17 protein-coding genes are annotated in these 19,496 nt (G+C 67.9%); 5 read left to right on the forward strand and 12 right to left on the reverse strand.

What is annotated here, in order from left to right; translation table 11 throughout:
• Window positions 1-50 precede the first annotated feature (50 nt).
• Window positions 51-3,284 carry a UvrD-helicase domain-containing protein gene (locus ACZ3HV_RS14290; protein ID WP_465684309.1) on the forward strand — a complete coding sequence of 1,078 codons (3,234 nt, stop codon included), beginning with the start codon at window positions 51-53 and terminating at the stop codon, window positions 3,282-3,284.
• On the opposite strand, the gene ACZ3HV_RS14295 is transcribed toward ACZ3HV_RS14290, so the two are convergent.
• The 5 genes from ACZ3HV_RS14295 to ACZ3HV_RS14315 form a co-directional block, all read right to left on the reverse strand.
• Entirely contained in the window at window positions 3,274-3,807 is a 534-nt protein-coding gene (locus tag ACZ3HV_RS14295) for a Uma2 family endonuclease (RefSeq protein ID WP_465684311.1), read from the reverse strand. The two genes, ACZ3HV_RS14290 and ACZ3HV_RS14295, sit on opposite strands and share 11 nt — an antisense overlap.
• A gap of 99 nt (window positions 3,808-3,906) precedes the next feature.
• Window positions 3,907-4,410, reverse strand: coding sequence for a Uma2 family endonuclease (locus ACZ3HV_RS14300; RefSeq protein ID WP_465684313.1), 504 nt, complete (start codon window positions 4,408-4,410; stop codon window positions 3,907-3,909).
• Complete coding sequence (locus tag ACZ3HV_RS14305; RefSeq protein ID WP_465684315.1) at window positions 4,407-4,628, reverse strand: hypothetical protein; 222 nt, start codon at window positions 4,626-4,628, stop codon at window positions 4,407-4,409. Before ACZ3HV_RS14305 ends, ACZ3HV_RS14300 begins: the two co-directional genes overlap by 4 nt.
• Window positions 4,629-4,667: 39 nt before the next feature.
• The gene (locus ACZ3HV_RS14310; RefSeq protein ID WP_465684317.1) at window positions 4,668-6,398 is read right to left on the reverse strand and encodes an IucA/IucC family protein; all 1,731 of its coding nucleotides are present in this window, start codon (window positions 6,396-6,398) and stop codon (window positions 4,668-4,670) included.
• Entirely contained in the window at window positions 6,399-6,986 is a 588-nt protein-coding gene (locus tag ACZ3HV_RS14315) for a GNAT family N-acetyltransferase (RefSeq protein WP_465684319.1), read from the reverse strand.
• Between the two features lie 164 nt (window positions 6,987-7,150).
• Here ACZ3HV_RS14315 and ACZ3HV_RS14320 point away from each other — a divergent pair, with 164 nt between their 5' ends.
• Entirely contained in the window at window positions 7,151-7,834 is a 684-nt protein-coding gene (locus tag ACZ3HV_RS14320; protein ID WP_465684321.1) for a GOLPH3/VPS74 family protein, read from the forward strand.
• Here the strand turns inward: ACZ3HV_RS14320 and ACZ3HV_RS14325 are convergent.
• From ACZ3HV_RS14325 to ACZ3HV_RS14335, 3 genes are read right to left on the reverse strand one after another with little or no spacing between them, the layout of a single operon-like run.
• On the reverse strand, window positions 7,820-9,394 hold the full coding sequence (locus tag ACZ3HV_RS14325) for an AMP-binding protein (protein ID WP_465684323.1): 1,575 nt from the start codon (window positions 9,392-9,394) through the stop codon (window positions 7,820-7,822). The two genes, ACZ3HV_RS14320 and ACZ3HV_RS14325, sit on opposite strands and share 15 nt — an antisense overlap.
• A gap of 10 nt (window positions 9,395-9,404) precedes the next feature.
• Window positions 9,405-10,529 (reverse strand): DUF5938 domain-containing protein, encoded by a 1,125-nt coding sequence (locus ACZ3HV_RS14330; protein ID WP_465684325.1) that lies wholly within the window; start codon window positions 10,527-10,529, stop codon window positions 9,405-9,407.
• A gap of 5 nt (window positions 10,530-10,534) precedes the next feature.
• Window positions 10,535-11,341, reverse strand: coding sequence for an SDR family NAD(P)-dependent oxidoreductase (locus ACZ3HV_RS14335; protein ID WP_465684326.1), 807 nt, complete (start codon window positions 11,339-11,341; stop codon window positions 10,535-10,537).
• A 177-nt stretch (window positions 11,342-11,518) separates the two neighbouring features.
• On the opposite strand from ACZ3HV_RS14335, the gene ACZ3HV_RS14340 reads away from it, so the two are divergent.
• Window positions 11,519-12,160 carry a TetR/AcrR family transcriptional regulator gene (locus ACZ3HV_RS14340; protein ID WP_465684328.1) on the forward strand — a complete coding sequence of 214 codons (642 nt, stop codon included), beginning with the start codon at window positions 11,519-11,521 and terminating at the stop codon, window positions 12,158-12,160.
• 6 nt (window positions 12,161-12,166) lie between these two features.
• On the opposite strand, the gene ACZ3HV_RS14345 is transcribed toward ACZ3HV_RS14340, so the two are convergent.
• Both ACZ3HV_RS14345 and deoD read right to left on the reverse strand, forming a co-directional pair.
• Complete coding sequence (locus tag ACZ3HV_RS14345; protein WP_465684330.1) at window positions 12,167-12,679, reverse strand: hypothetical protein; 513 nt, start codon at window positions 12,677-12,679, stop codon at window positions 12,167-12,169.
• A 26-nt stretch (window positions 12,680-12,705) separates the two neighbouring features.
• Window positions 12,706-13,419 carry a purine-nucleoside phosphorylase gene (deoD, locus tag ACZ3HV_RS14350; RefSeq protein ID WP_360365932.1) on the reverse strand — a complete coding sequence of 238 codons (714 nt, stop codon included), beginning with the start codon at window positions 13,417-13,419 and terminating at the stop codon, window positions 12,706-12,708.
• 39 nt (window positions 13,420-13,458) lie between these two features.
• Here deoD and nudC point away from each other — a divergent pair, with 39 nt between their 5' ends.
• Entirely contained in the window at window positions 13,459-14,382 is a 924-nt protein-coding gene (nudC, locus tag ACZ3HV_RS14355) for an NAD(+) diphosphatase (RefSeq protein WP_465684332.1), read from the forward strand.
• On the opposite strand, the gene ACZ3HV_RS14360 is transcribed toward nudC, so the two are convergent.
• Together ACZ3HV_RS14360 and ACZ3HV_RS14365 are read right to left on the reverse strand one after the other, a co-directional pair.
• A complete protein-coding gene (locus tag ACZ3HV_RS14360; RefSeq protein ID WP_465684334.1) occupies window positions 14,383-16,782 on the reverse strand; it encodes a DUF6923 family protein in 2,400 nt (799 codons plus the stop codon). It lies immediately after the preceding gene.
• Between the two features lie 98 nt (window positions 16,783-16,880).
• Window positions 16,881-17,120: a mycoredoxin gene (locus tag ACZ3HV_RS14365; protein ID WP_360365938.1), complete on the reverse strand. Its 240-nt coding sequence runs from the start codon at window positions 17,118-17,120 to the stop codon at window positions 16,881-16,883.
• Window positions 17,121-17,219: 99 nt separating this feature from the next.
• Here ACZ3HV_RS14365 and ACZ3HV_RS14370 point away from each other — a divergent pair, with 99 nt between their 5' ends.
• Entirely contained in the window at window positions 17,220-19,343 is a 2,124-nt protein-coding gene (locus ACZ3HV_RS14370; RefSeq protein ID WP_465684336.1) for an ATP-dependent DNA helicase UvrD2, read from the forward strand.
• Window positions 19,344-19,496 lie beyond the last annotated feature (153 nt).

Genomic DNA, 19,496 nt, shown 5'->3' on the forward strand with positions numbered 1-19,496 from the left:
CCCATCGGAGCCCCGCGTCCCCACGGTTCGCGCTTCGGAGAGGAATCCCGGTGACGCGTGCCCACCTGCACTCCACGGCTGAGCTGTGTGACCTGCTCGGCATCCCCTTTTCCGACCAGCAGTTGGCGGCGATCACCGCGCCCTTGGCGCCTGGGGTGATTGTGGCGGGGGCTGGGTCGGGGAAGACGACGGCGATGGCGGCCCGGGTGGTGTGGTTGATCTGCACCGGGCAGGTGAAGCCGGAGGAAGTGCTCGGGCTGACCTTCACGAAGAAGGCGGCGAACGAGCTGGACGTGCGGATCCGCGAGGACCTGACCAAGGCCGGCGTACTCGGGTCGACCTTGCCGAAGGACCAGCACCCGATCCTCGCGGCGCACCTGCGCAGCAACGTCCCGAACTGGGAGCCTGAAGAGCCCGGCGAGCCTGTCGTCTCGACGTACCACGCGTTCGCCGGCACGCTGATCGCCGAGCACGGTCTCCGCCTCGGTCTCGAGCCCGACGCCCGCGTCCTCGCCGACGCGACGCGCTTCCAGCTCGCGGGTCGCGTCGTACGGCGATCCGCCGGGCCGATCCGGTTCGCGTCGCATCACGTGCCGACGCTCGTCAACAGCCTGCTCTCGCTCGACGGTGAGCTGGCGGATCACCTGCTCCGGGCGGACGACGTACGCGAGCACGACGAGGCGGTGCGGCAGGAGGTCGCGGCGGCAGCCAAGCAGACGGTCGAGGTGCGCAAGCTCGGCGAGACCGCGCTGAAGCGTGGCGAGATCCTGCAACTCGTCGAGGAGTACCAGGCGTACAAGGCGGAACGCGGCGTCGTCGACTTCGCCGACCAGATGGCGCTCGGTGCGCGGCTGGCCGAGGAATGCCCGGAGGTCGCGGCCGTCGAGCGGTCGCGTTACAAGGTTGTGCTGCTCGATGAGTACCAAGACACCTCGGTCTCGCAGCGCCGGATGTTGACCGCTCTCTTCGCCGAGGGCGACGGCCGTGGTCATCCGGTCACGGCGGTCGGTGACCCGTGCCAGGCGATCTACGGCTGGCGCGGTGCCTCGGTCGCGAACCTGGACGAGTTCCCCTCACATTTCCCCAACGCTGACGGTTCGCCGGCCCACCGCTATGTGCTGAGCGTCAACCGCCGCTGCGGCAGCCGGATCCTCGCCGCCGCCAACCAGCACGCGGCCGAGCTCTACGAACAGCACCCCGGTGTGATCCCGCTCGAAGCACCCGACAACGCACCCGAGGGCGCGATCACCGTCGGACTCTTCGAGACCCGCTCGCAGGAGATCGAGTGGGTCGCCGACGCGATCGTCGCCGCGCACCGGACTCCGAACCGCCGGTGGAAAGACATCGGCATCCTGATGCGGACGAACGTCGACCTCAGTGCGGTCCACGAAGCCCTGATCGCGCGCAAGGTTCCGGTCGAGGTGGTCGGCCTTGGCGGACTGCTCGCCCTTCCTGAGGTCGTCGACGTCGTCGCCACGCTGCAAGCCGTCAACGATCTCACCGCGAACGCCGCGATGTTGCGGATCCTCACCGGCCCACGCTTCCGGATCGGTCATCGCGACCTCGCACTGCTGGCCAACCGGTCGCGCCTCCTCGCCGATGCGGGCGAGCGTCCGGCTGCTGACGACCTGGTCGCGGCGCTCGACGCCGCGGTCGCCGGGATGGACTCGACCGAGGTCATCTCGCTGGCCGAGGCGGTCGACGATCCAGGGCCGGATGCTTGGGGCTACTCGCCGGAGGCCCTGGTCCGCTTCAAGGAACTCTCGATCGAGTTGCGCGAGCTCCGGACGCACTCGGGGGAGCCGCTGCTCGACCTCGTCCGCCGCGTGATCAGTACGATCGGCCTGGACGTCGAGCTCACCGCCACGCCCGACCACGTCGACTCCGGACGCCGCGATCACCTGGCCGCGTTTTTGGATGCCGTCGGCAACTTTGTGTCCACCGAGTCGGACGGTTCGCTGGACGGGCTGCTGGCGTATCTGGCCGCCGAGGAGGAGTACGCCGCCGGTCTCGATCTCGCCGTGCCGAGTGAAGCGGACTCGGTGAAGCTGCTGACCACGCACCGGTCGAAGGGTCTGGAGTGGCCGGTCGTGTTCGTGCCGACCCTGGTGCAGAAGGTGTTCCCGTCGGATCGCGGCCGGGACAAGTGGACCACGAACGCGAAGGTGCTGCCGTGGCCGTTGCGCGGTGACGCGGACACGTTGCCGGATATCCACGACCTGTCCAACGCCGGCCTGAAGTCGTTCGCGGACGAGTGCAAGGATGTGAACGCGCTCGAGGAACGGCGGCTCGGGTACGTCGCCTTCACCCGGGCGAAGGAGATCCTCGTGGCGACCGGGCACTGGTGGGGTCCGACGCAGAAGCGTCCGCGCGGCCCGTCGGCGTACCTGTCGATGCTGAAGAAGCACGCCGGCGAGCGTGTCGTCGAGTGGGCCGAGCAGCCCGAGTTGTCGGCGGAGAACCCTGAGCTCGCCGAACAGACGCAGGCGCCGTGGCCGACGGCGTACGACGTGGAGTCGTACCAGCGACGGTTGGATGCGGCGGCGCTCGTGCAGAAGTCGCGGACGGAGGGGCCGTCGATCGAGGCGGAGGAGTCGCTGCTGCTGGACGAGCAGGCGACGGTCGCGCGGTGGGACTCCGAGATCGAGCGATTGTTGTCCGAGGCAAGGGAAAGCCGGAGCCGGAAGGCGTACGACGTCGAGCTGCCGGCCGCCCTGTCCGCGACCCAGGTGATGCGGCTGGCCAAGGACCCGGACGGTCTCGCGTCGGAGCTGGCTCGCCCGATGCCCCGCAAACCCAACCGGGCGGCGCGTTTCGGCACCCGGTTCCACGCGTGGGTCGAGAGCTACTTCGGCCAGCAACTCCTGCTCGACCCCGACGACCTGCCCGGCGCCGCGGACGAGGACATCGTCGACGACACCGACCTGACCGAACTGATGGACGCCTTCCGCATCGGCCCGTATGGCGAGACCACGCCGTACGAGATCGAGGCCCCCTTCGCCCTGGCCCTCGGCGGCCGGGTCATCCGCGGACGCATCGACGCCGTCTACCAGGTCGTCCGCCCCGACGGCTCCCGCGGCTACGACGTCGTCGACTGGAAAACCACCCGCACCGAATCCGCCGACCCCCTCCAACTAGCCATCTACCGCGTCGCCTGGTCCGAACTCATGAACCTCCCCCTCACCCAAGTCACCGCAGCCTTCTACTACGTCCGCACCGCCGACATCATCCGCCCCCAAAACCTCCCCGAAAAGCCCGAGCTCATCGAACTCCTCAACGGATGAGGTCTGCCGGCACTACCTTCACCGGAAACGGAAGCTCCGCCTCGAACACTTGATCCCCGCTCACCAGCGCCCGCTCGACGTAGCTGCCATTCTCCAACTCGAGCACAGTCAGCCTCGCTTGCTGTGGATCGAACATCCAGTACGACGGAACGCCGGCATCCTGGTACAGCTCGCGCTTGAGCATCTCGTCGACCGTGAGGGTCGCCGGTGCAAGGATCTCAACGGCGAGCAGCAATTCCTCGACCCATCGGGTTCCGTTGTCCTGGCAGGGGACCACCAGCAGATCGGGTAACAGGGCCAGCCGGCTGTCGGGCCGGAACTCCAGCGGTCCGAAGAAGACTTCGAGGTGGTCAGGACAAGCGGGAACCATCTGCCGGGACAGCGCCTGGAGTGCTCGCTGGTCAATTGCCGATGACGTTGGCGTCACCAGCAGCACTCCGTCGACGAGCTCGTACCGCATGTCGTCGTCAGGTGTCAGCTCGAGGTCCGCGGTCGTGAATTCACCTGTGTTGATCGGTCGCATGCGTCACACCGTCGACCGACCAGACCCGATAGAGCAGGCCAGATGACCATCTGCCCCGGGTTGCCCCGGGATCTGCCCCGGTGTGCCCCGGGTGGTGAGTCAGCGGGTCAGGTCCGCTGGGATGAGGGTGACTGGGAATGGGGTGGTGGTGTGGAAGGTTTCTTCGGGCTGGACTACAGCTTGGCAGGTGTAGCCGGTGGGGGTTAGGGCTAGGACTGTTAGTTCTTGGTGGGTCGGGTCCAGGAGCCAGTAGGACGGGACGTGGTGGGTTTCGTAGAGGGTGCGTTTGAGGACTATGTCGGTGGTTCGGGTGGAGGGGGAGAGGACCTCGACGGCCAGGAGGGGTGGGGATTTGAGGAGGTGGGGGCCGGCCTCGGTGCGGCGGCAGACCAGGAGGTCGGGGCGGAGGGAGATGTCGAGGGTGGGGCGGAAGTCGACGGAGCCCACGGAGACCAGGAGGTCGGGCGGGCAGGCGTTCTTCAGGTGGATCATCAGGGCGATGACGGCGGCGTGGTGGGATGGGGGTTGGGCGCCGGTGATCAGGAGGCGGCCGTCGACCACCTCGTACCGTCTGCCGTCTTTGGGTGCTTCAACGCCGATCACCCCAACAGCTTGACCGATTCCGTCGAAGTGCCGCGGGAGTTATCCACAGTGAAGGTCGGCATCGGCAAGTGGGTGGGGGAGAGGCCGACGAAGGATGGTTCGGTGGTGAGGATCTCCAGCGCGTCCCAGATCTCCAGGCCGTCCTCGGGGGAGACCGGAGCCGAGAGTACGGCGCCGCGGAAGAGGACCTGTTGTCCGGCGGTCAGCGTCGGGACCACCGGCCTACCGCCGGCCAGTGCGGCTCGGCGACACCCTGGTCAGCCAGTTGCTTGTGTGACGAGCGGATTCTCCAGCGTCCCGACGAACTGCAGCGAGCCGGCGATGTCCGTGAGGTCGACCATCTGCTGGTTGTTCTTCAACTGCAGGCGGTTCAGGCAGGACAGCGCGAAGGTAGCCGCGAGGATGTCGTACTTCGCGAACGCCTCGGCGAGTTCGGGTGTCGCGGCCTGGTAGTCGCGGACTGCCGCGGCCACCACGGTCCAGAACTCCGACGGCGTCAGCAGACCCTCGCGATCCAGCAGCGGGGACAGGAACCGGAAGATGCAGTCGAAGATATCGGTGAACACCGACAGCAGCTTCTCGTCGTCCGGCACCTCGGCGCGGACCCGCTCGGCCTCGGCCGGCAGGGGAGTCGAGGGGTCCATCACCGCGATCTCCTCGGCGATGTCCTTCATGATGACCCGGGTCGGCACCGCGTCCCGTAGTACCAGGATCAGGTTCTCGCCATGCGGCATGAAGATCAGCTCGTAGGCGTAGAAGCTGTGCACCAGCGGAATCAGGTACGCGTCGATGTAGGCCCGCAGCCACGCGGCCGGCTCCAGGCCGGAGGCGCGAATCAAGGCCGCCGCGAGTGACGCACCGTGCCGATCGACGTGCAGCAGGCTCGCCATCGTGGCCAGCCGCTCACCGGGCTCGAGGCCGGGCAGCGGGCTCTCCCGCCACAACGCCGACAGCATCTTCCGGTACGGCGAAGTCTTCGCGGTCGCGTTCTCGTAGTACCGGTTGTGATACCCCGCCGCCGCGATTTCCCGCAGCACGGAGAAGCCGTAGCGCTTCAGGACCAGGTCGTTCGAGACCAGTCCGTGGACCCAGTCGTTGATCGCCGGCGTCGCGGCCATGTACGTCGGCGACAGCCCACGCATGAACCCCATGTTCAGCACGGACAACGCCGTCTTCACATAGTGCTTCGAAGGGTGCGACCGGTTGAAGAACGTCCGGATCGACTGCTGCGGCTGATACTCGTCCGCACCCGACCCGAGATGAATGATGTGCCGCTGAGCGATGTCCGCCGCGAACGTGATCGACGTCTTGTTCTCCCACTGCCAAGGATGCACAGGCAGGTAGACGTAGTCCCCAGGATCAGCGCCCACGGCAACGATCCGAGCCGCGAACTCCTCCAGCACCGCGCAACCGAGCTCGGCCTGCAGCAGTTCGTCATACGAGAGCGTCGTACTGTGCGCGACCGTGGCGCGATCCTTGCGTAGGGCGATCCACGTCAACTGAACCGCCGCACCGGTTTCCGGTGCGAACGCGCGATAGTCAGCGACCCCGAACCCGAGCCGCCCGTTGTTCGCGACGAAGCACGGGTGCCCCTCGGTCATCGCGGCCTCGATCGTCTGGAAGTCCGCGGTGACCAGATCGGCCGCGGTCAGGTCCGGCTTCGAGAGCTTGTACGCCGCACTCGCGAGCGTGCTGCTGATCTCCTCGAGGTACACCGGCAGCATGTCCGCGCCGATCCCGAGCTGCTCGTGGAACTCGGTGATGAACTCCAGCGCATCAAGAGCGCCACCGTTGTCCAGCGAGTCGGCATCGATATCCCAATGATTCAAGGGATACCGCCGGGCCGTGAAGCGGTAGCGCCCGACCGAGTATCCGTTGCCGTCAGCAATCGGTTCGAGGATGCGCTCGTGCGCGAACTCGGAGAGAGCCTTGCGTACCAGTGCGCGGTTGACGACGGCCCAGACGTCGGGGTTCAGGTGGTCGATCATTCAGCCTGCCTCATTCATCCGGGTCGCGTCGGCGTACTGGTCGCGGGTGCAGAAGCTCAGCCAGGCCTGCTTGTCCGGCAGGTCCACGATGCTGTGCTGGCGGAACCCCATCCGTTCATTCAGGGCCTGGATTTTCACATTCCTGACATCCGGTTCGACCACGATCCGGTCCACCAGCGGGTCGCTGAACAGGCTGTCCAGGATCGTCTCGAACACGGCTCCCGTGAAGCCGGTGATCGGTGCGACCGGCGGCCCGGCGAGCACGTGCATGCCGATGTCGCCCGGCGCCACGTCGTACACCTTGCCGACCGCGTCGTACGACGGTTCGTAGCGCTCCATCAGGAACGCCGGGCGGCCGTCGTGCTCGCCGAGGAAGGCGCGGTGGTGGCCGGATCTCTCGATCCGGAGGTACTCCGCGTGCACGTCCTCCACGGACGCGGTCAGCAGCCCCCAGTACCGGGCGTACGGCTGGGTGACCCAGCCGTGCAGCGTGGTGACGTCCTCGGTCAGGTCGAACGGCCGGAGGCTGAGGGTGCCGACGCCGGCGAAGAAGCGCCGGAAGGACGGCTCGGGCAGTGCTCTGGTCATGGCGGTCTGCTTTCGAGGTGGGCGAACCTTCGCTTAGCTAAGGCTTACCTTACTAGATAGCTGACTCCGCATCGAAACCAGACCCACATCCTGACCACGGTGGATGCGCCGGGTAGTTCGCGCGGCGGATGCCTGGGGGCGGAGGGCGTGCCTAGGTTGGAGGCATGTTGATTGCCGAGGATCTCTTGTTGCTGCTGTACGACGACGAGAGCGGGAAGCCGATCGCGGGATCACCAGGGCTGGACTACGCGCTGGCCGGTGCCGTGCTGATCGAGCTGACCGTGCTCGGGAAGATCGACGTCACCAGTGCCGGTGACGGGGTCAAGGCCGGTCGGTTGAAGGTGCTGGACGCCGCACCGACCGGCGACGCGATCCTGGACGAGCGGTTGGCCTTCGTCGCGGGCAAGCCCGGCAAGCGGCCCAAGGATCAGATCGGCCGGCTGTCGAAGAAGCTGCGGGACCAGTTGCTCGCCCGGCTCGCCGACCGCGGTGTCCTGCAGGCGGACGAGGGCAAGGTCCTCGGTCTGTTCCCGGTGACGCGTTGGCCGGCCAAGGACGCGCGGCATGAGGCCGAGGTGCGTTCCAAGCTCGAGAGCGTGCTGAAGGTGGGAACCTCGCCGGACGAGCGCACCGGCGCGCTGATCGCGTTGCTCAGCGCGCTGAACGTCGTACCGAAGGTCGTCACCGACGCGGTGGACAAGAAGGCGCTCAAGCGGCGGGCGAAGGAGATCGCCGAGTCGGACTGGGCTGCGGACGCGGTGAAGAAGGCCGTCTCCGAGATGCAGGCTGCGGTGACGGCGGCGATCGTCGTCGCCAGTTCGACCGCCGCTGCGTCAGGGAGCAGCTAGAGCGTCCAGCCGGGCTTTGATGTCCGGCTTGAGGACCTTGCCGACCTTGGAGCGCGGCAGGTCCGACCAGACCAGCACGTCCTTGGGCGCCTTGACGCTGCCGATGCGTTCCTTGGCGAAGGCGATCAGCTCGGCGGCCTCGACGGTCGCGTCCGGCTGCAGCTGGACGACGGCCACGACCCGCTCGCCCCACTTCTCGTCCGGCCGGCCAACTACCGCGCAGTCCTGGACGGCAGGATGCGCCATCAACGCTTGCTCGACCTCGGTGGAGTACACGTTGAAGCCGCCGGTGATGATCATGTCCTTGGCCCGGTCGACGATGTACAGGTAGTTCTCGCCGTCCAGGTAGCCGATGTCGCCGGTGTGGTGCCATCCGTACGCCGATGCGGCCGCGGTGGCCTCGGGATTGCGGTAGTACCCCTGCATCACCAGCGAACCGCGGACCACGATTTCGCCCCGCTCCCCCCGTGGGAGCAGGGATCCGTCCGCGGCCATGATCGCGGTCGTGACCAGCGGAGAAGGACGCCCGGCCGAGGCCAGGCGCCCGCGCGCAATGTTGCCAGCGGCATCGAAATGCTCGGCGGGCGGCAGGATCGAGATCATCATCGGCGCCTCGGTCTGCCCGAACAGCTGGGCCATTACCGGGCCGATCCGCTGCAGCGCCTCCTCGAGTCGCGACACCGACATCGGGGCCGCGCCGTACCAGAAGCAACGCAGCGACGAGAGATCCGTCGTGTCCAGCTCCGGGGCCGCGAGCACCATGTAGATCACCGTCGGCGGCAGGAACGTGTGCGTCACGCCGTACTGCGGAATCAGCCGCAGGAACGCGTGGACGTCGGGAGTCCGCATGATGACGATCTCGCCACCGGACGAGAGGACGGGAAAGCACAGTACGCCGGCCGCGTGGGTGAGCGGAGCGAGCGCGAGGTAGACCGGCCGCTCGCCGAACGGATAGCCCATCAGGGTCAGCGCCGTCATCGTCTCGAGGTTCGTGTTGCTGAGCATCACACCCTTCGGGCGCCCGGTGGTCCCACCGGTCCCGACGATCGTCGCGAGGTTGTCGGGATCGGTCAGATCGGGTGCCGGCTGGGACACGCCCCCGCAGAACGCGTCCCAGCCGACAGTCTGGCCCCGGCCATTGAGGTGGGGGGATTGGCCCGGGCCGGGATCCTCGTCGAGGCAGACGAAGGTGTGGACCTTCGGCAGCTCGTCGCGGATCCGTTCAACCAGGGGCGCGAACGCCGCCTGGTAGATCAGTACTTCACAGTCGAACTGGTCGAGCAGCTCGCGGTTCTCCGCGGCCTCGTTGCGCGGGTTGATCGGGCACCAGACCGCACCGGCCCGGCTGATCCCGAACACACAGCTGAACGCGATCGGGTCGTTCGCCGACAGGATCGCGACCTTGCCACCCGGTCGTACGCCGCTCGCCGCGAGGCCGGCCGCGATCCGGTGGGACAGCTGCTGCACCTCGGCGTACGAGAGCGTCTCGCCGTCGGTGGTCAGGCAGGCTGCGTCCGGACCGAGCGAGGCGCCCTTGTCGAGGTAGTCGACCAGTCGCACTGTGACTCCTTCAGTGCAGCGTGGTCAGTTGTGGTTCGGACACCAACCCGAAGCTGCGCAGTACGCCGAGCAGCTCACGGTGACCGAATGCCTGGCAACCACTGGCGAACCCGACACGCTTCGGCGGTGTCTGCAGCAGTGAGTACGCCGCATACGCCTGGAGCAGACCGGTCTGCTGGTAGTTGCTGTTGCCATGGATGACGCAGTGCGCCCGGCCGAGTGGTCCGGAGGCGTGGACGGAGTCCAGCGTCTTGTTCACGCGTGGGTTCTCGCGCGGTGGCATCTGGTTCATCACCTGACGCGCGGTTTCGGTCAGCGCCGCGTTGCGGTCGTCCGGAGCCATGTCCTTGGTGGCTTCGAGAGCTGCGGCGACGATCTGCGGTACGCCGTTCATCAGCGCGGCATTGAAGACACCGCCCTGCGACTTGCAGTTGGCCACCCGCGGATCGCGCTTGAACCAGACCGGGTGCGACATGCCACCCCACGGCAGCGACAACGCCAGCTCGTGTTGCCCGGGCACCACCAGGGACACCAGGCCCTGCTCGGGGAACTCGACGTACGCGTTGTGTTCGAGGTAGTGCGCCTTGGACGTGGCTGCGTTCACCAAGATGGTTCTGGTCGATGCGATGGTCGGACTGCCGCCCCAGAACACCGCTATGTCCAGGGTGTCCAGGCCGGGCTCTTCCAGACACAGCTGCGCGGCGATCTCGCTCGTCGTGTACATCTGCGCGATCCCGGGAGCGAGCAGCAGGCCTGCCTCGGCGAACTGCGGACCATAGGTCTCGTCGCAGGTCATCAGCCAGTCCTGCTCGCCAGTCGTGTCGGTGTAGTGCGCACCCGCCGCGAGAGCAGCCTCGACCGCCGCTGGGCCGAGCTCGCTGAACGGTCCGACCGTGTTGAGCACCACTGACGCGCCTTTGAACAGATCGGTCAGCGCGGACACGTCATGGTCGACGGTGGCGATCTCGTAGTCGGCTGTCTCGATGCCCGGCACGTGGGAGTCCATCGACTCCTTCAGCTTGTTCTCATTGCGACCGGCGGCCACGAACGGCACGTGGTAGTGGCGGAGGTACTCACACACCAACCGGCCGGTGTAACCGGAGGCGCCGTACACGACGACGGGTTTTGTGCTCATGGCGATCACATCCCCATTCCGCCGTCGACCGGCAGTCCGATGCCGGTGATGAACCGCGCCTCGTCCGAGGCGAGGAAGACGACCGCGTCGGCCATGTCGGTGACCTCACCGAGTCGGCCGGCCGGAGTCAGCCCGATCACCGCGGCGACCGCGGCCTCGGGGGACTCGAACAGCCCGAGCTGCGCGACGTCGTTGGCCAGCCCCGCGCCCATCGGCGTCGGCACCAGACCGGGATAGATGCAGTTGACGCGTACGCCGTACCCGAGCTTGCCGGACTCCATCGCCGCGACCCGCGTCAGCCGGTCGACCGCGGACTTGGTCGCGGAGTAGACGGCGACGCCCGGGAACGCGATGGTCGCGGCGACCGAGGCCACGTTGATGATCGCGCCGCCCTGGCCGGCCAGCCCGTCCGGGCGCATCGTCCGCAGGCCCCACTTGATCCCGAGTGTGGTGCCGAGCACGTTGACCTCGAGCATCTTGCGGATCTCGTCGACGGTCACCTCGGTGAGCAGGTTGGTGATCTCGATGCCGGCGTTGTTCACCAGGATGTCCAGGCCGCCGAGGATGTCGTTGGCCGCGATGACCGCGTTCTCCCAGCTGCTCTCGTCGGTGATGTCGTGGGCGACGAATCCGTTGCCGTCGCCGAACTCGCTGTCCAGCGCGTCGGCGACGGCCTCGCCGCTGTCCTTCTGCAGGTCGCTGACGACCACTTTGGCGCCGGCCGCCGCGAGCGCCTTCGCCATCCCCTCGCCGAGCCCCTGGGCTCCACCGGTGACGAGGGCCTTGCGGCCAGAGAGATCGAGTCCGCCCATCAGAAGCTCCTTGTGGTTGAAGGACACCGGGGTCGTTTCACACTCTGGCCAGTTGTTTGACACTCGTCAAGACTTTGTTTGACACTTGTCAAGAAATCTCCCCGCCACGGGAGCGCCTGGCCCGTGGCGGGGGTACGCTGACGCGAACGAACCCGGCCGTGCGACAGGGAGTGGGTGGTGACCGTGACCTCGGCGAACGCCGCGCAAGAGGACCGGCCCGCCCGGATCTCCGGGATCGACAAGATCGAGCGCCGCCGGGTCGCGTTGGCCGAATCGGCGCTGAAGACGCTCGGCGAGCTCGGGTACGCACGGACCAGCCTGCGCGAGATCGCGAACAACTCCGAGTTCACCCACGGCGTCGTGCACTACTACTTCCGCGACAAGATCGACCTGATCAGCTACTGCGTGCGGCACTACAAGACCAAGTGCGCCCAGCGGTACGACGAGGTCGTCGAGACCGCCACCTCCGGCGAGGAACTGGCCGCCGGCTTCCTGGGCAAGATGACGCAGACACTGGTCGAGGAAACCCCGATGCACCGGCTCTGGTACGACCTGCGCGGCCAGAGCATGTTCGAGGAGCAGCTGCGGCCGGATGTCGTCGCGATCGACCAGCTGCTCGAGCAGATGATCTGGCGCATCCTCACCCGCTACGCCGACCTCAGAGGGACCACGCCGACCGTCGACGCGCCCACGGCGTACGCATTGGTGGACGGCCTGTTCGAGCAAGCCGTGGTCGGCTACGCCGCGGCCCCGGACAAGGTGCCGGACCTGCTGACCGATCGGGTCAAGCAGGTCCTTCCGAAACTGGTCGCGGCGTAACCAGACCTACTCCGCCTGACAGTTCACCTTGCAGAGCTTGTCGGTGAGGGTCAGGTTGGTGCCGGGCTCGTAGGTGTCGACCTCGGCCGAGTACTCGACCAGCCAGTCGCCTGCGGTCATCTGGGCCGTGCTGGCCTTCTGCTGACCGAACCAGCTGACGATGTCCCCGCCCTGGTTGACATGGGCGAGCTCCAGGACCTGTGGCAGCACCTTGGCGATCTCGGCCGACGACGTGTCGACCGGTCCGGCCGCGTGCAGCGACACCACCGGCGGACGGGGGTGCGATCCGGTGAGGATCCCGACCGACGTGGCGCCCGACGTACACGTCACGTAGGCGACGTCCGGGGTGCACTTGTAGCCGGCGCCGGTGAGGCCGGCGACCACCTGGGTGGCGTTGATGGTCGACATCGGTGCCGGGGCCGGTGCGGACGTCGTACCGCTGGCGGCCGGTTTGTCGTCCGCCTTCTGCTCGTCACCCTTCGACGAAGAACAGGCGGTGAGGAGGGCAACCACGGTCATGGCGGTGACTGTGCCCATATAGCGCTTCAGACCGGCACCTCGATCGCGGCGTCGAGAGCGATGGTGATCATCTCGGAGAACGTCGTCTGCCGTTCCTCCGCGCTGGTCACCTCGTGCGTGATCAGGTGGTCGGACACCGTCATGATGCCGAGCGCGCGGCGGCCGAACTTCGCTGCCAGCGTGTAGAGCGCCGCGGCCTCCATCTCGATGCCGAGTACGCCGTACTCCGCGGTCCGCGAGACCAGGTCCGGACGGTCGTTGTAGAACAGGTCGCCGGAGAACACCTGACCGACGTGCACGTTCAACCCGGCTGCCTCGGCCGCGTCCACCGCCGCGCGGAGCAGCTGGTAGTCGGCGGTCGGCGCGTAGTCGATGCCGTGGAAGCGCAGCCGGTTCATCTGCGAGTCGGTGCTCGCGGACATCGCCACGATCACGTCGCGGACCCGGACGTCCTCGGTCAGCGCGCCACACGTCCCGACCCGGATCAGCGTGCGTACGTCGTACTCCGCGAACAGCTCGTTCGCGTAGATGGAGGCGGACGCCTGGCCCATGCCGGAGCCCTGGACAGAGATCCGCTCACCCTTGTAGGTGCCGGTGAACCCGAACATGTTCCGGATCTCGGTGTAGCAGATCACGTCGGACAGGTAGGTCTCGGCGATCCACTTGGCCCGCAGCGGGTCCCCGGGGAACAGCACCCGCGGTGCGATCTGCCCCTTCTCGGCGGCGATGTGAATACTCATGCGGGGATGCTCTCACGCGGCCGGGATATGTTGAGTCATGTGGCCTACTCCATCGCACCAGCTTCCCTAGCGCTGTCCCGCTCCATTCTCGATCGGGCGGCCGACCGCAGGCGTGACGAGGAGTGGCTGGCCAAGGCATGGGCCGCCCCGGACACGCAGGTGGTCGTGGTGTCCGAGGACAAGCTGCGGGTGACCCCGGACCGGACCGCACTGCTGTTCGTGTCGCCCGCCGAGGCGCCTGAGGGCGCCAGGGTCTTCCTGGGCATCGACCGTGAGTCAGGTGCCGGACAGACCGCGGACGGCCGGGCGGTGTTCGCCGTACTGATCGACGGCGAGGCCGACGAGTCGTACGCCGGTCTGCGTGAGATGGGCGCCGTACTGGACGACCGTGAGGCCGGTATCGCGGTCAACGTGATCGGACTGTCCAACTGGCACGCCGTCCACACGCACTGCGCCAACTGTGGCGCACACACCGAGGTCGTCGAGGCTGGGCACGTCCGGCAGTGCCCGGTGTGCGGCCGCTCGCACTTCCCACGCAGCGATCCGGCGATCATCGTGCTCGTCACCGACGACCAGGACCGCGCACTGCTCGGCCGCAACGAGGCCTGGCCGGAAGGCCGGTACTCGACGCTGGCCGGCTTCGTCGAGCCCGGTGAGTCGCTCGAGCACGCCGTACGGCGTGAGGTGCTGGAGGAGACCGGTGTGGTCGTGGGGCCTGAGATCGAGTACGCCGGCAGCCAGCCGTGGCCACTGCCGTCCAGCCTGATGCTCGGCTTCTACGCCAAGGCGTCGGCCTTCGACATCGAGGTGGACGCCGACGAGATCGCCGAAGCCAGGTGGTTCACCCGGGAGGACCTTCGTGCGCTGGTCGAAGCCGGCACGATGGCCCTCCCCGGCAACATCTCCATCTCCCGCCGCCTGATCGAAGGCTGGTACGGCGAGGCGCTCACCGGAAGCTGGTGATCACGAGCCCACGTCGGACTGAGCGGCGGCGACGCGGATCAGGACCCCCTCCCAGCGCTCCACGCTGCCGTCGGACTCGAGCTGCCTGAGTTTCTTGTCCACGGCGATGACGTAGGCGCCGTGGCTCGGCCAGTCCGCTTTCGCATCCGGTAAGACGTCGGTCAATGTGCAGCCGTAGCTGACAAAGCGGTTCTGCACGTGACTGTTGACGTTCCCGGTCCAGACCGCGGCCCGGATGTCCGACTGCGGACAGGTGTCGGCCGGTGGGGTGTAGGAGGCCAGGTTGGTCGGGTTGGTGTAGCCGTCCGGCCGCAGCAGCGTGTAGTACGTGCCGTCCGGAGTCTGCGTGAGCCGGTTGAGGCCGTGGTCGCGCAGGATGGTCGATTCGCCGCTGAGGATGTCCAGGACGAAGAGCCGGCCGCTGGTGACGCCGTACAGGTAGCCGTCGCGCCAGGACAGCGCACCGTCGTTGGCGCCGGTGACTCCGCTGAACACCGGGAGCTGACGGATCACCTGACCGGTGGACGGGTTGACGACGAACACGATGCCGTCGGCCAGGCCCCACAGGTTGCCGTCCGGTCCGGTGATCAGTTCGTTGATGCTGGCCGCGCCGGACACCGGCACGATGTCGGACAGCACCTGGCCGGACGACGGGTCGACCTTGATCAGGTGCGCCTCGGTGGCCTTGGGCTCGGTGCCCTGGCCGCCTTCGATGCCGGAGCCCGCCCAGACGTTCGTACCAAGCGGGAGGACGGACGCGATCGTCTGGTCGGGCACCAGGTTGCGGTAGACCGTGAACGCACCGGTCGGAACGTCGAGCACGGTCAGGGAGCCGCCGTACTCGCCGTACGCCGGAGTGGTGCCGACGTACACGCGGTTGCCGGCCGGTACGACGGACACCGGCCGGTTCTGGTGGTGGCTGTCGACCAGGCTGAACAGTTCCTTCGGATTGGTCGGACTATCGGGGGCGGTCGGGTCCCAGAGCGACAGGCGGCCGTACGGATAGATGCCGACGTACAGCTTGCCGTTGCCGTCCCAGTTCCAGTCTTCGACCTGTCCCTGCCGGGTGGTGATCGTGGTCTTACCGGTAGCCGGGTCGTAGCTGGCGGTGGACCCGTTCAGGTAGACATTGACGAAGACCTTGCCCGTGGCGGGGTCGGCGAGCTCGTGCATGAGTGGTGATGGCACGTACTGGAACGGTGAGCTCCACTGCGCGAGCGTCCCGTCCGCCGGGTTGTACCGGAACGTGCCACCGGAGTAGTTGCCGGCCAGGCCGTACAGGACGGGTACGCCGTTCTCGGTCACCCAGCCGTAGCCGATCGAGCCGCCCCGCGTCACTGTCCGCGGCGGTGCGACCGGACCGACCGTGTTGGTGTCGAGGTCGTAGTGGATGAGGGCCAGTGTGTTGCTGGTGAAGTACACGCCTCCTGGACCGGCCGCGGACACGCCCCGGGCGGCGATCGGGTAGTCCATGACCTGCGTGCCGGTGGTGGAGTCGGTGAACTTCACCTGCTCACCGGTGACCGCGTCGACCACGACCAGCCGGCCGCTGGCGTTGCCGAACACCTTTCCGTCCGCGTAGTCCAGGTCGATGAAGTCCTTGGCGGTGATGCCCGGGGGAGTGATGTCCTCGACCGCCTTGGTCGCCACGTCGATGCGCAGCAGCCGTGCGTTCGGCGTGGAGACGCCGACGAACAGCTTGTTGTGGTCCGGGTCGTAGACCGTCGACCGTGCGTACTGCTGCACCGGGTCGAGGGAGCCGTAGTCGGTGACCTGTCCGTTCGACGGGTCGTACTTGAAGGCGTGCGCGGTCGGATAGGTGCCGGCGTACACGTTGCCGTTCTGGTCGGCGGTGAGGCCGTAGATGTAGGACTCGCCCGGAACGGGCTGACCCAGGTCGGTCACCGTGCCGGTGTCCGGGCTGTAGCGGTAGAGGTGCGCGCTCGGGTAGGTGCCGACGTACACGCTGCCGTCGGGTGCCACCACGATCGCCCACGCGCCCGCGGCACCCGGAAGCGGCGTCGCGCTGATCAGTTGGCGGGTGTGCAGGTCCACGACGTTGAGGCGGGCGTTCTCACCGGCAGGTACGGCGTACACGACGTCGCGTCCGTCGGGCAGCCGGCCGACCGCACCCTCCATGACGGTGAGCGAGAGGACCGGCGAGCCGAGGTCGTGGATGACGTCGTCGGCCGGGGCGAACGGGGTGGTCGGCGGCTGGATCGGGCCGTTCTCCGACGGGAACGGGAAGGGGATGTCTCCCGTGCCGGCCGGATCAGGCGGCCCCGCGGTCGCGGCCAGGCCGCCGCTGGTGATCAAGCCCAGCGTGACGGCCAGGGTCGCGACGGCGCGATTCAGGGCACGACGACTGAGCGCATAACGGACGGGACGGCGCGGAATCATGGGCGGGCTCCCTGCGACGTTGGTCACAGGAAGGTATAACGGTCATGACCGTAATGTCCATAACTCAGGCGATATGACCCGCCCGCGTTCCGGAATGATCAGGCGACGAGCTTCTCCGCGACCTGGGCCAGCGACGGGTTCGTCATCGCGGTGCCGTCGGGGAAGACCACGGTCGGCACGGTCTGGTTGCCGTTGTTGATCTTCTCGACCAGCTTCGCCGCATCCGGCTGCTGCTCGATGTCGACCTCGACGAACTCGATACCGGCCCGCTTGAGCTGACCCTTCAGGCGGTGGCAGTAACCGCACCAGGGCGTCGAGTACATGGTGAAAGCCGACATCGGCTGACTCCTAAGGAGTGGGAGGGGTTTCTGTCGGGCGACCCGTCTAGGGTTGCCTTCGACATATCCGAACCTTGCCGCAGGTGGTGCTGTTCCCTGATGTCCCCGTCCGTGAGCGATCTCACACACTCCGCTTCCGCGGACGCCCTGCTCGAGGCGCTCGACCCTGAGCAGCGGGCAGTCGCGACGACCCTGCACGGACCGGTCGTGGTGATGGCCGGCGCGGGGACGGGGAAGACGCGGGCCATCACCCACCGGATCGCGTACGGCGTCCGGACCGGGACCTTCGACCCGCTCCGCGTGCTGGCCGTGACGTTCACCCAGCGCGCCGCCGGCGAGATGCGCGGGCGGCTCGCACAGCTCGGTGTCGAGGGCGTGCAGGCGCGGACCTTCCACTCGGCCGCGCTACGGCAGGCCCGGTTCTTCTGGCCCAAGGTGTACGGCGGGGAGCTGCCGCAGATCGCGGATCGCAAGTTCCCCCTGCTGACCGAGGCAGCGTCGCGCTGCCGGGTCCGGGTGGACACGCCCGCGCTGCGCGACCTGGCCGGCGAGGTCGAGTGGGCCAAGGTGAGCAACGTGCGGCCGGACGACTACGCGCGGGTGGCGCCGCGCACGGGCCGGACCCTGGCGGCCTTCGACCCGGCCACGATCGCCCGGATCTTCGCGGCATACGAGGACGTGAAGCTGGAGCGCGGGCGGATCGATCTGGAGGATGTGCTGCTCTGCGCGGTCGCGCTGCTCGCGGAGGACGAGCGGGTGGCCGCCGAGATCCGGAGGCAGTACCGGACCTTCGTCGTGGACGAGTACCAGGACGTTTCGCCGCTGCAGCAGAGTCTGCTCGACCTGTGGCTCGGTGGTCGCGAGGACGTGTGTGTGGTGGGGGACCCGGCGCAGACCATCTACTCCTGGGCCGGCGCCGAGCCGCAGAACCTGGTGCGCTTCGCGTCCCGGCATCCGTCCGCGACGGTGATCAAGCTGGTACGGGACTACCGGTCGACCCCGCAGATCGTCGACGTCGCGAACAAGATCCTGGACGCGGCCGGTCCATCGGGCCTGCCGGGTCGCGTGACATTGCGGTCGCAGCGGGAGGCCGGTCCGTCGCCGGTGTACCGCGAGTACTCAGACGAGGTCGCGGAGGCCGACGCGGTGGCGCGGGCGGTTGTGCGGCTTCGCGACGAGGGCGTGGCGCTGCGGGACATCGCCGTACTGTTCCGGACCAATGCACAGTCGGAGAACTTCGAGCAGGCGCTGGCCGAGCGGAAGATCCCGACGGTGCTGAAGGGGGCCGAGCGGTTCTTCGAGCGGGCCGAGATCCGGCAGGCCGCCGTACTGCTGCGCGGTCAGGCGAAGGCCGGCGACGTGTCGGGCGACCTGGTCGAGGTGGTGACCGGGGTCCTGGCCGGGGCCGGGTGGACGCCGGAGCCGCCGACTGGGAAGGGCGCGGTGCGGGATCGGTGGGAGTCGCTGGGCGCACTGGTGACGATGACGTCCGACTTCGCTGCGGCCAATCCTTCTGCTCGGCTGGGCGACCTGATGGCGGAGTTGGACCGGCGTGCGTCGATTCAGCACGCACCGCTCGCCGAAGGGGTGACGCTGGCGACGCTGCACGCGGCCAAGGGGCTGGAGTGGGACTGCGTGTTCATCGTGGGCGCGCACGAGGGGACACTGCCGATCAGCTACGCCCAGACGCCGGCGCAGGTGGAGGAGGAGCGGCGGCTGTTCTATGTCGGCGTGACCCGGGCGAAGCAGCAGCTCTTCGTCAGTTGGTCGACGTCACGCTCACCCGGCGGCCGCGGTCAGCGCGGGCCGACCCGCTTCCTGGACCCGATCGGTGTGCGTACGGCGCGCACCGAGTGGAACTCGTCATCCGTCGGCTGGGAGCGGCCGTCCCCCGAGGCTCGGTCCAGCCGGTCCGGCCGCCCGATCCCCAAGTGCCGGGTCTGCGGCCGTGGCCTCCTCGACCCCGGCGCCCGCAAACTCGGCCGCTGCGAGGACTGCCCCTCCACAATCGACCAGAAGCTGTACGACGCCCTGATCGCCTGGCGCACCGAACAGGCCGAGGCCGAACGCATGCCCGCCTTCGTCATCCTCACCGACGCCACCCTCACCGCCATCGCCGAAACCCGCCCCACCGACGAACAGTCCCTCCGCCGAATCCCCGGCATAGGCCACACCAAACTAACCAAGTACGGCCAGCCCATCCTCAACCTCTGCACCCGCTAACCCCCCCAAGCTTGCCAAGCGCGACCGCCCGCGGCCTCCACTCCCACCGCCACCTGGCCCCGCCCACCTCAGCCGGGCACCGCCCACCCGCGGCCTCCTCCAACGGCCAGCTTCGGCCCCGCCCACCTCAGCCCGGCCCCACCCCTCGCCCCG

The sequence above is a fragment of the Kribbella sp. NPDC020701 genome (assembly GCF_055562215.1).

Excerpts from the sequence above, each read along its gene's own strand:
- ACZ3HV_RS14370 (WP_465684336.1), top strand. The coding sequence starts at position 17,220 with ATGTCCCCGTCCGTGAGCGATCTCACACACTCCGCTTCCGCGGACGCC.
- ACZ3HV_RS14320 (WP_465684321.1), top strand. The coding sequence starts at position 7,151 with ATGTTGATTGCCGAGGATCTCTTGTTGCTGCTGTACGACGACGAGAGC.
- ACZ3HV_RS14365 (WP_360365938.1), bottom strand. The coding sequence starts at position 17,120 with ATGTCGGCTTTCACCATGTACTCGACGCCCTGGTGCGGTTACTGCCAC.
- ACZ3HV_RS14360 (WP_465684334.1), bottom strand. The coding sequence starts at position 16,782 with ATGATTCCGCGCCGTCCCGTCCGTTATGCGCTCAGTCGTCGTGCCCTG.
- ACZ3HV_RS14315 (WP_465684319.1), bottom strand. The coding sequence starts at position 6,986 with ATGACCAGAGCACTGCCCGAGCCGTCCTTCCGGCGCTTCTTCGCCGGC.
- ACZ3HV_RS14345 (WP_465684330.1), bottom strand. The coding sequence starts at position 12,679 with ATGACCGTGGTTGCCCTCCTCACCGCCTGTTCTTCGTCGAAGGGTGAC.
- ACZ3HV_RS14330 (WP_465684325.1), bottom strand. The coding sequence starts at position 10,529 with ATGAGCACAAAACCCGTCGTCGTGTACGGCGCCTCCGGTTACACCGGC.
- ACZ3HV_RS14335 (WP_465684326.1), bottom strand. The coding sequence starts at position 11,341 with ATGGGCGGACTCGATCTCTCTGGCCGCAAGGCCCTCGTCACCGGTGGA.
- ACZ3HV_RS14310 (WP_465684317.1), bottom strand. The coding sequence starts at position 6,398 with ATGATCGACCACCTGAACCCCGACGTCTGGGCCGTCGTCAACCGCGCA.
- ACZ3HV_RS14295 (WP_465684311.1), bottom strand. The coding sequence starts at position 3,807 with ATGCGACCGATCAACACAGGTGAATTCACGACCGCGGACCTCGAGCTG.
- deoD (WP_360365932.1), bottom strand. The coding sequence starts at position 13,419 with ATGAGTATTCACATCGCCGCCGAGAAGGGGCAGATCGCACCGCGGGTG.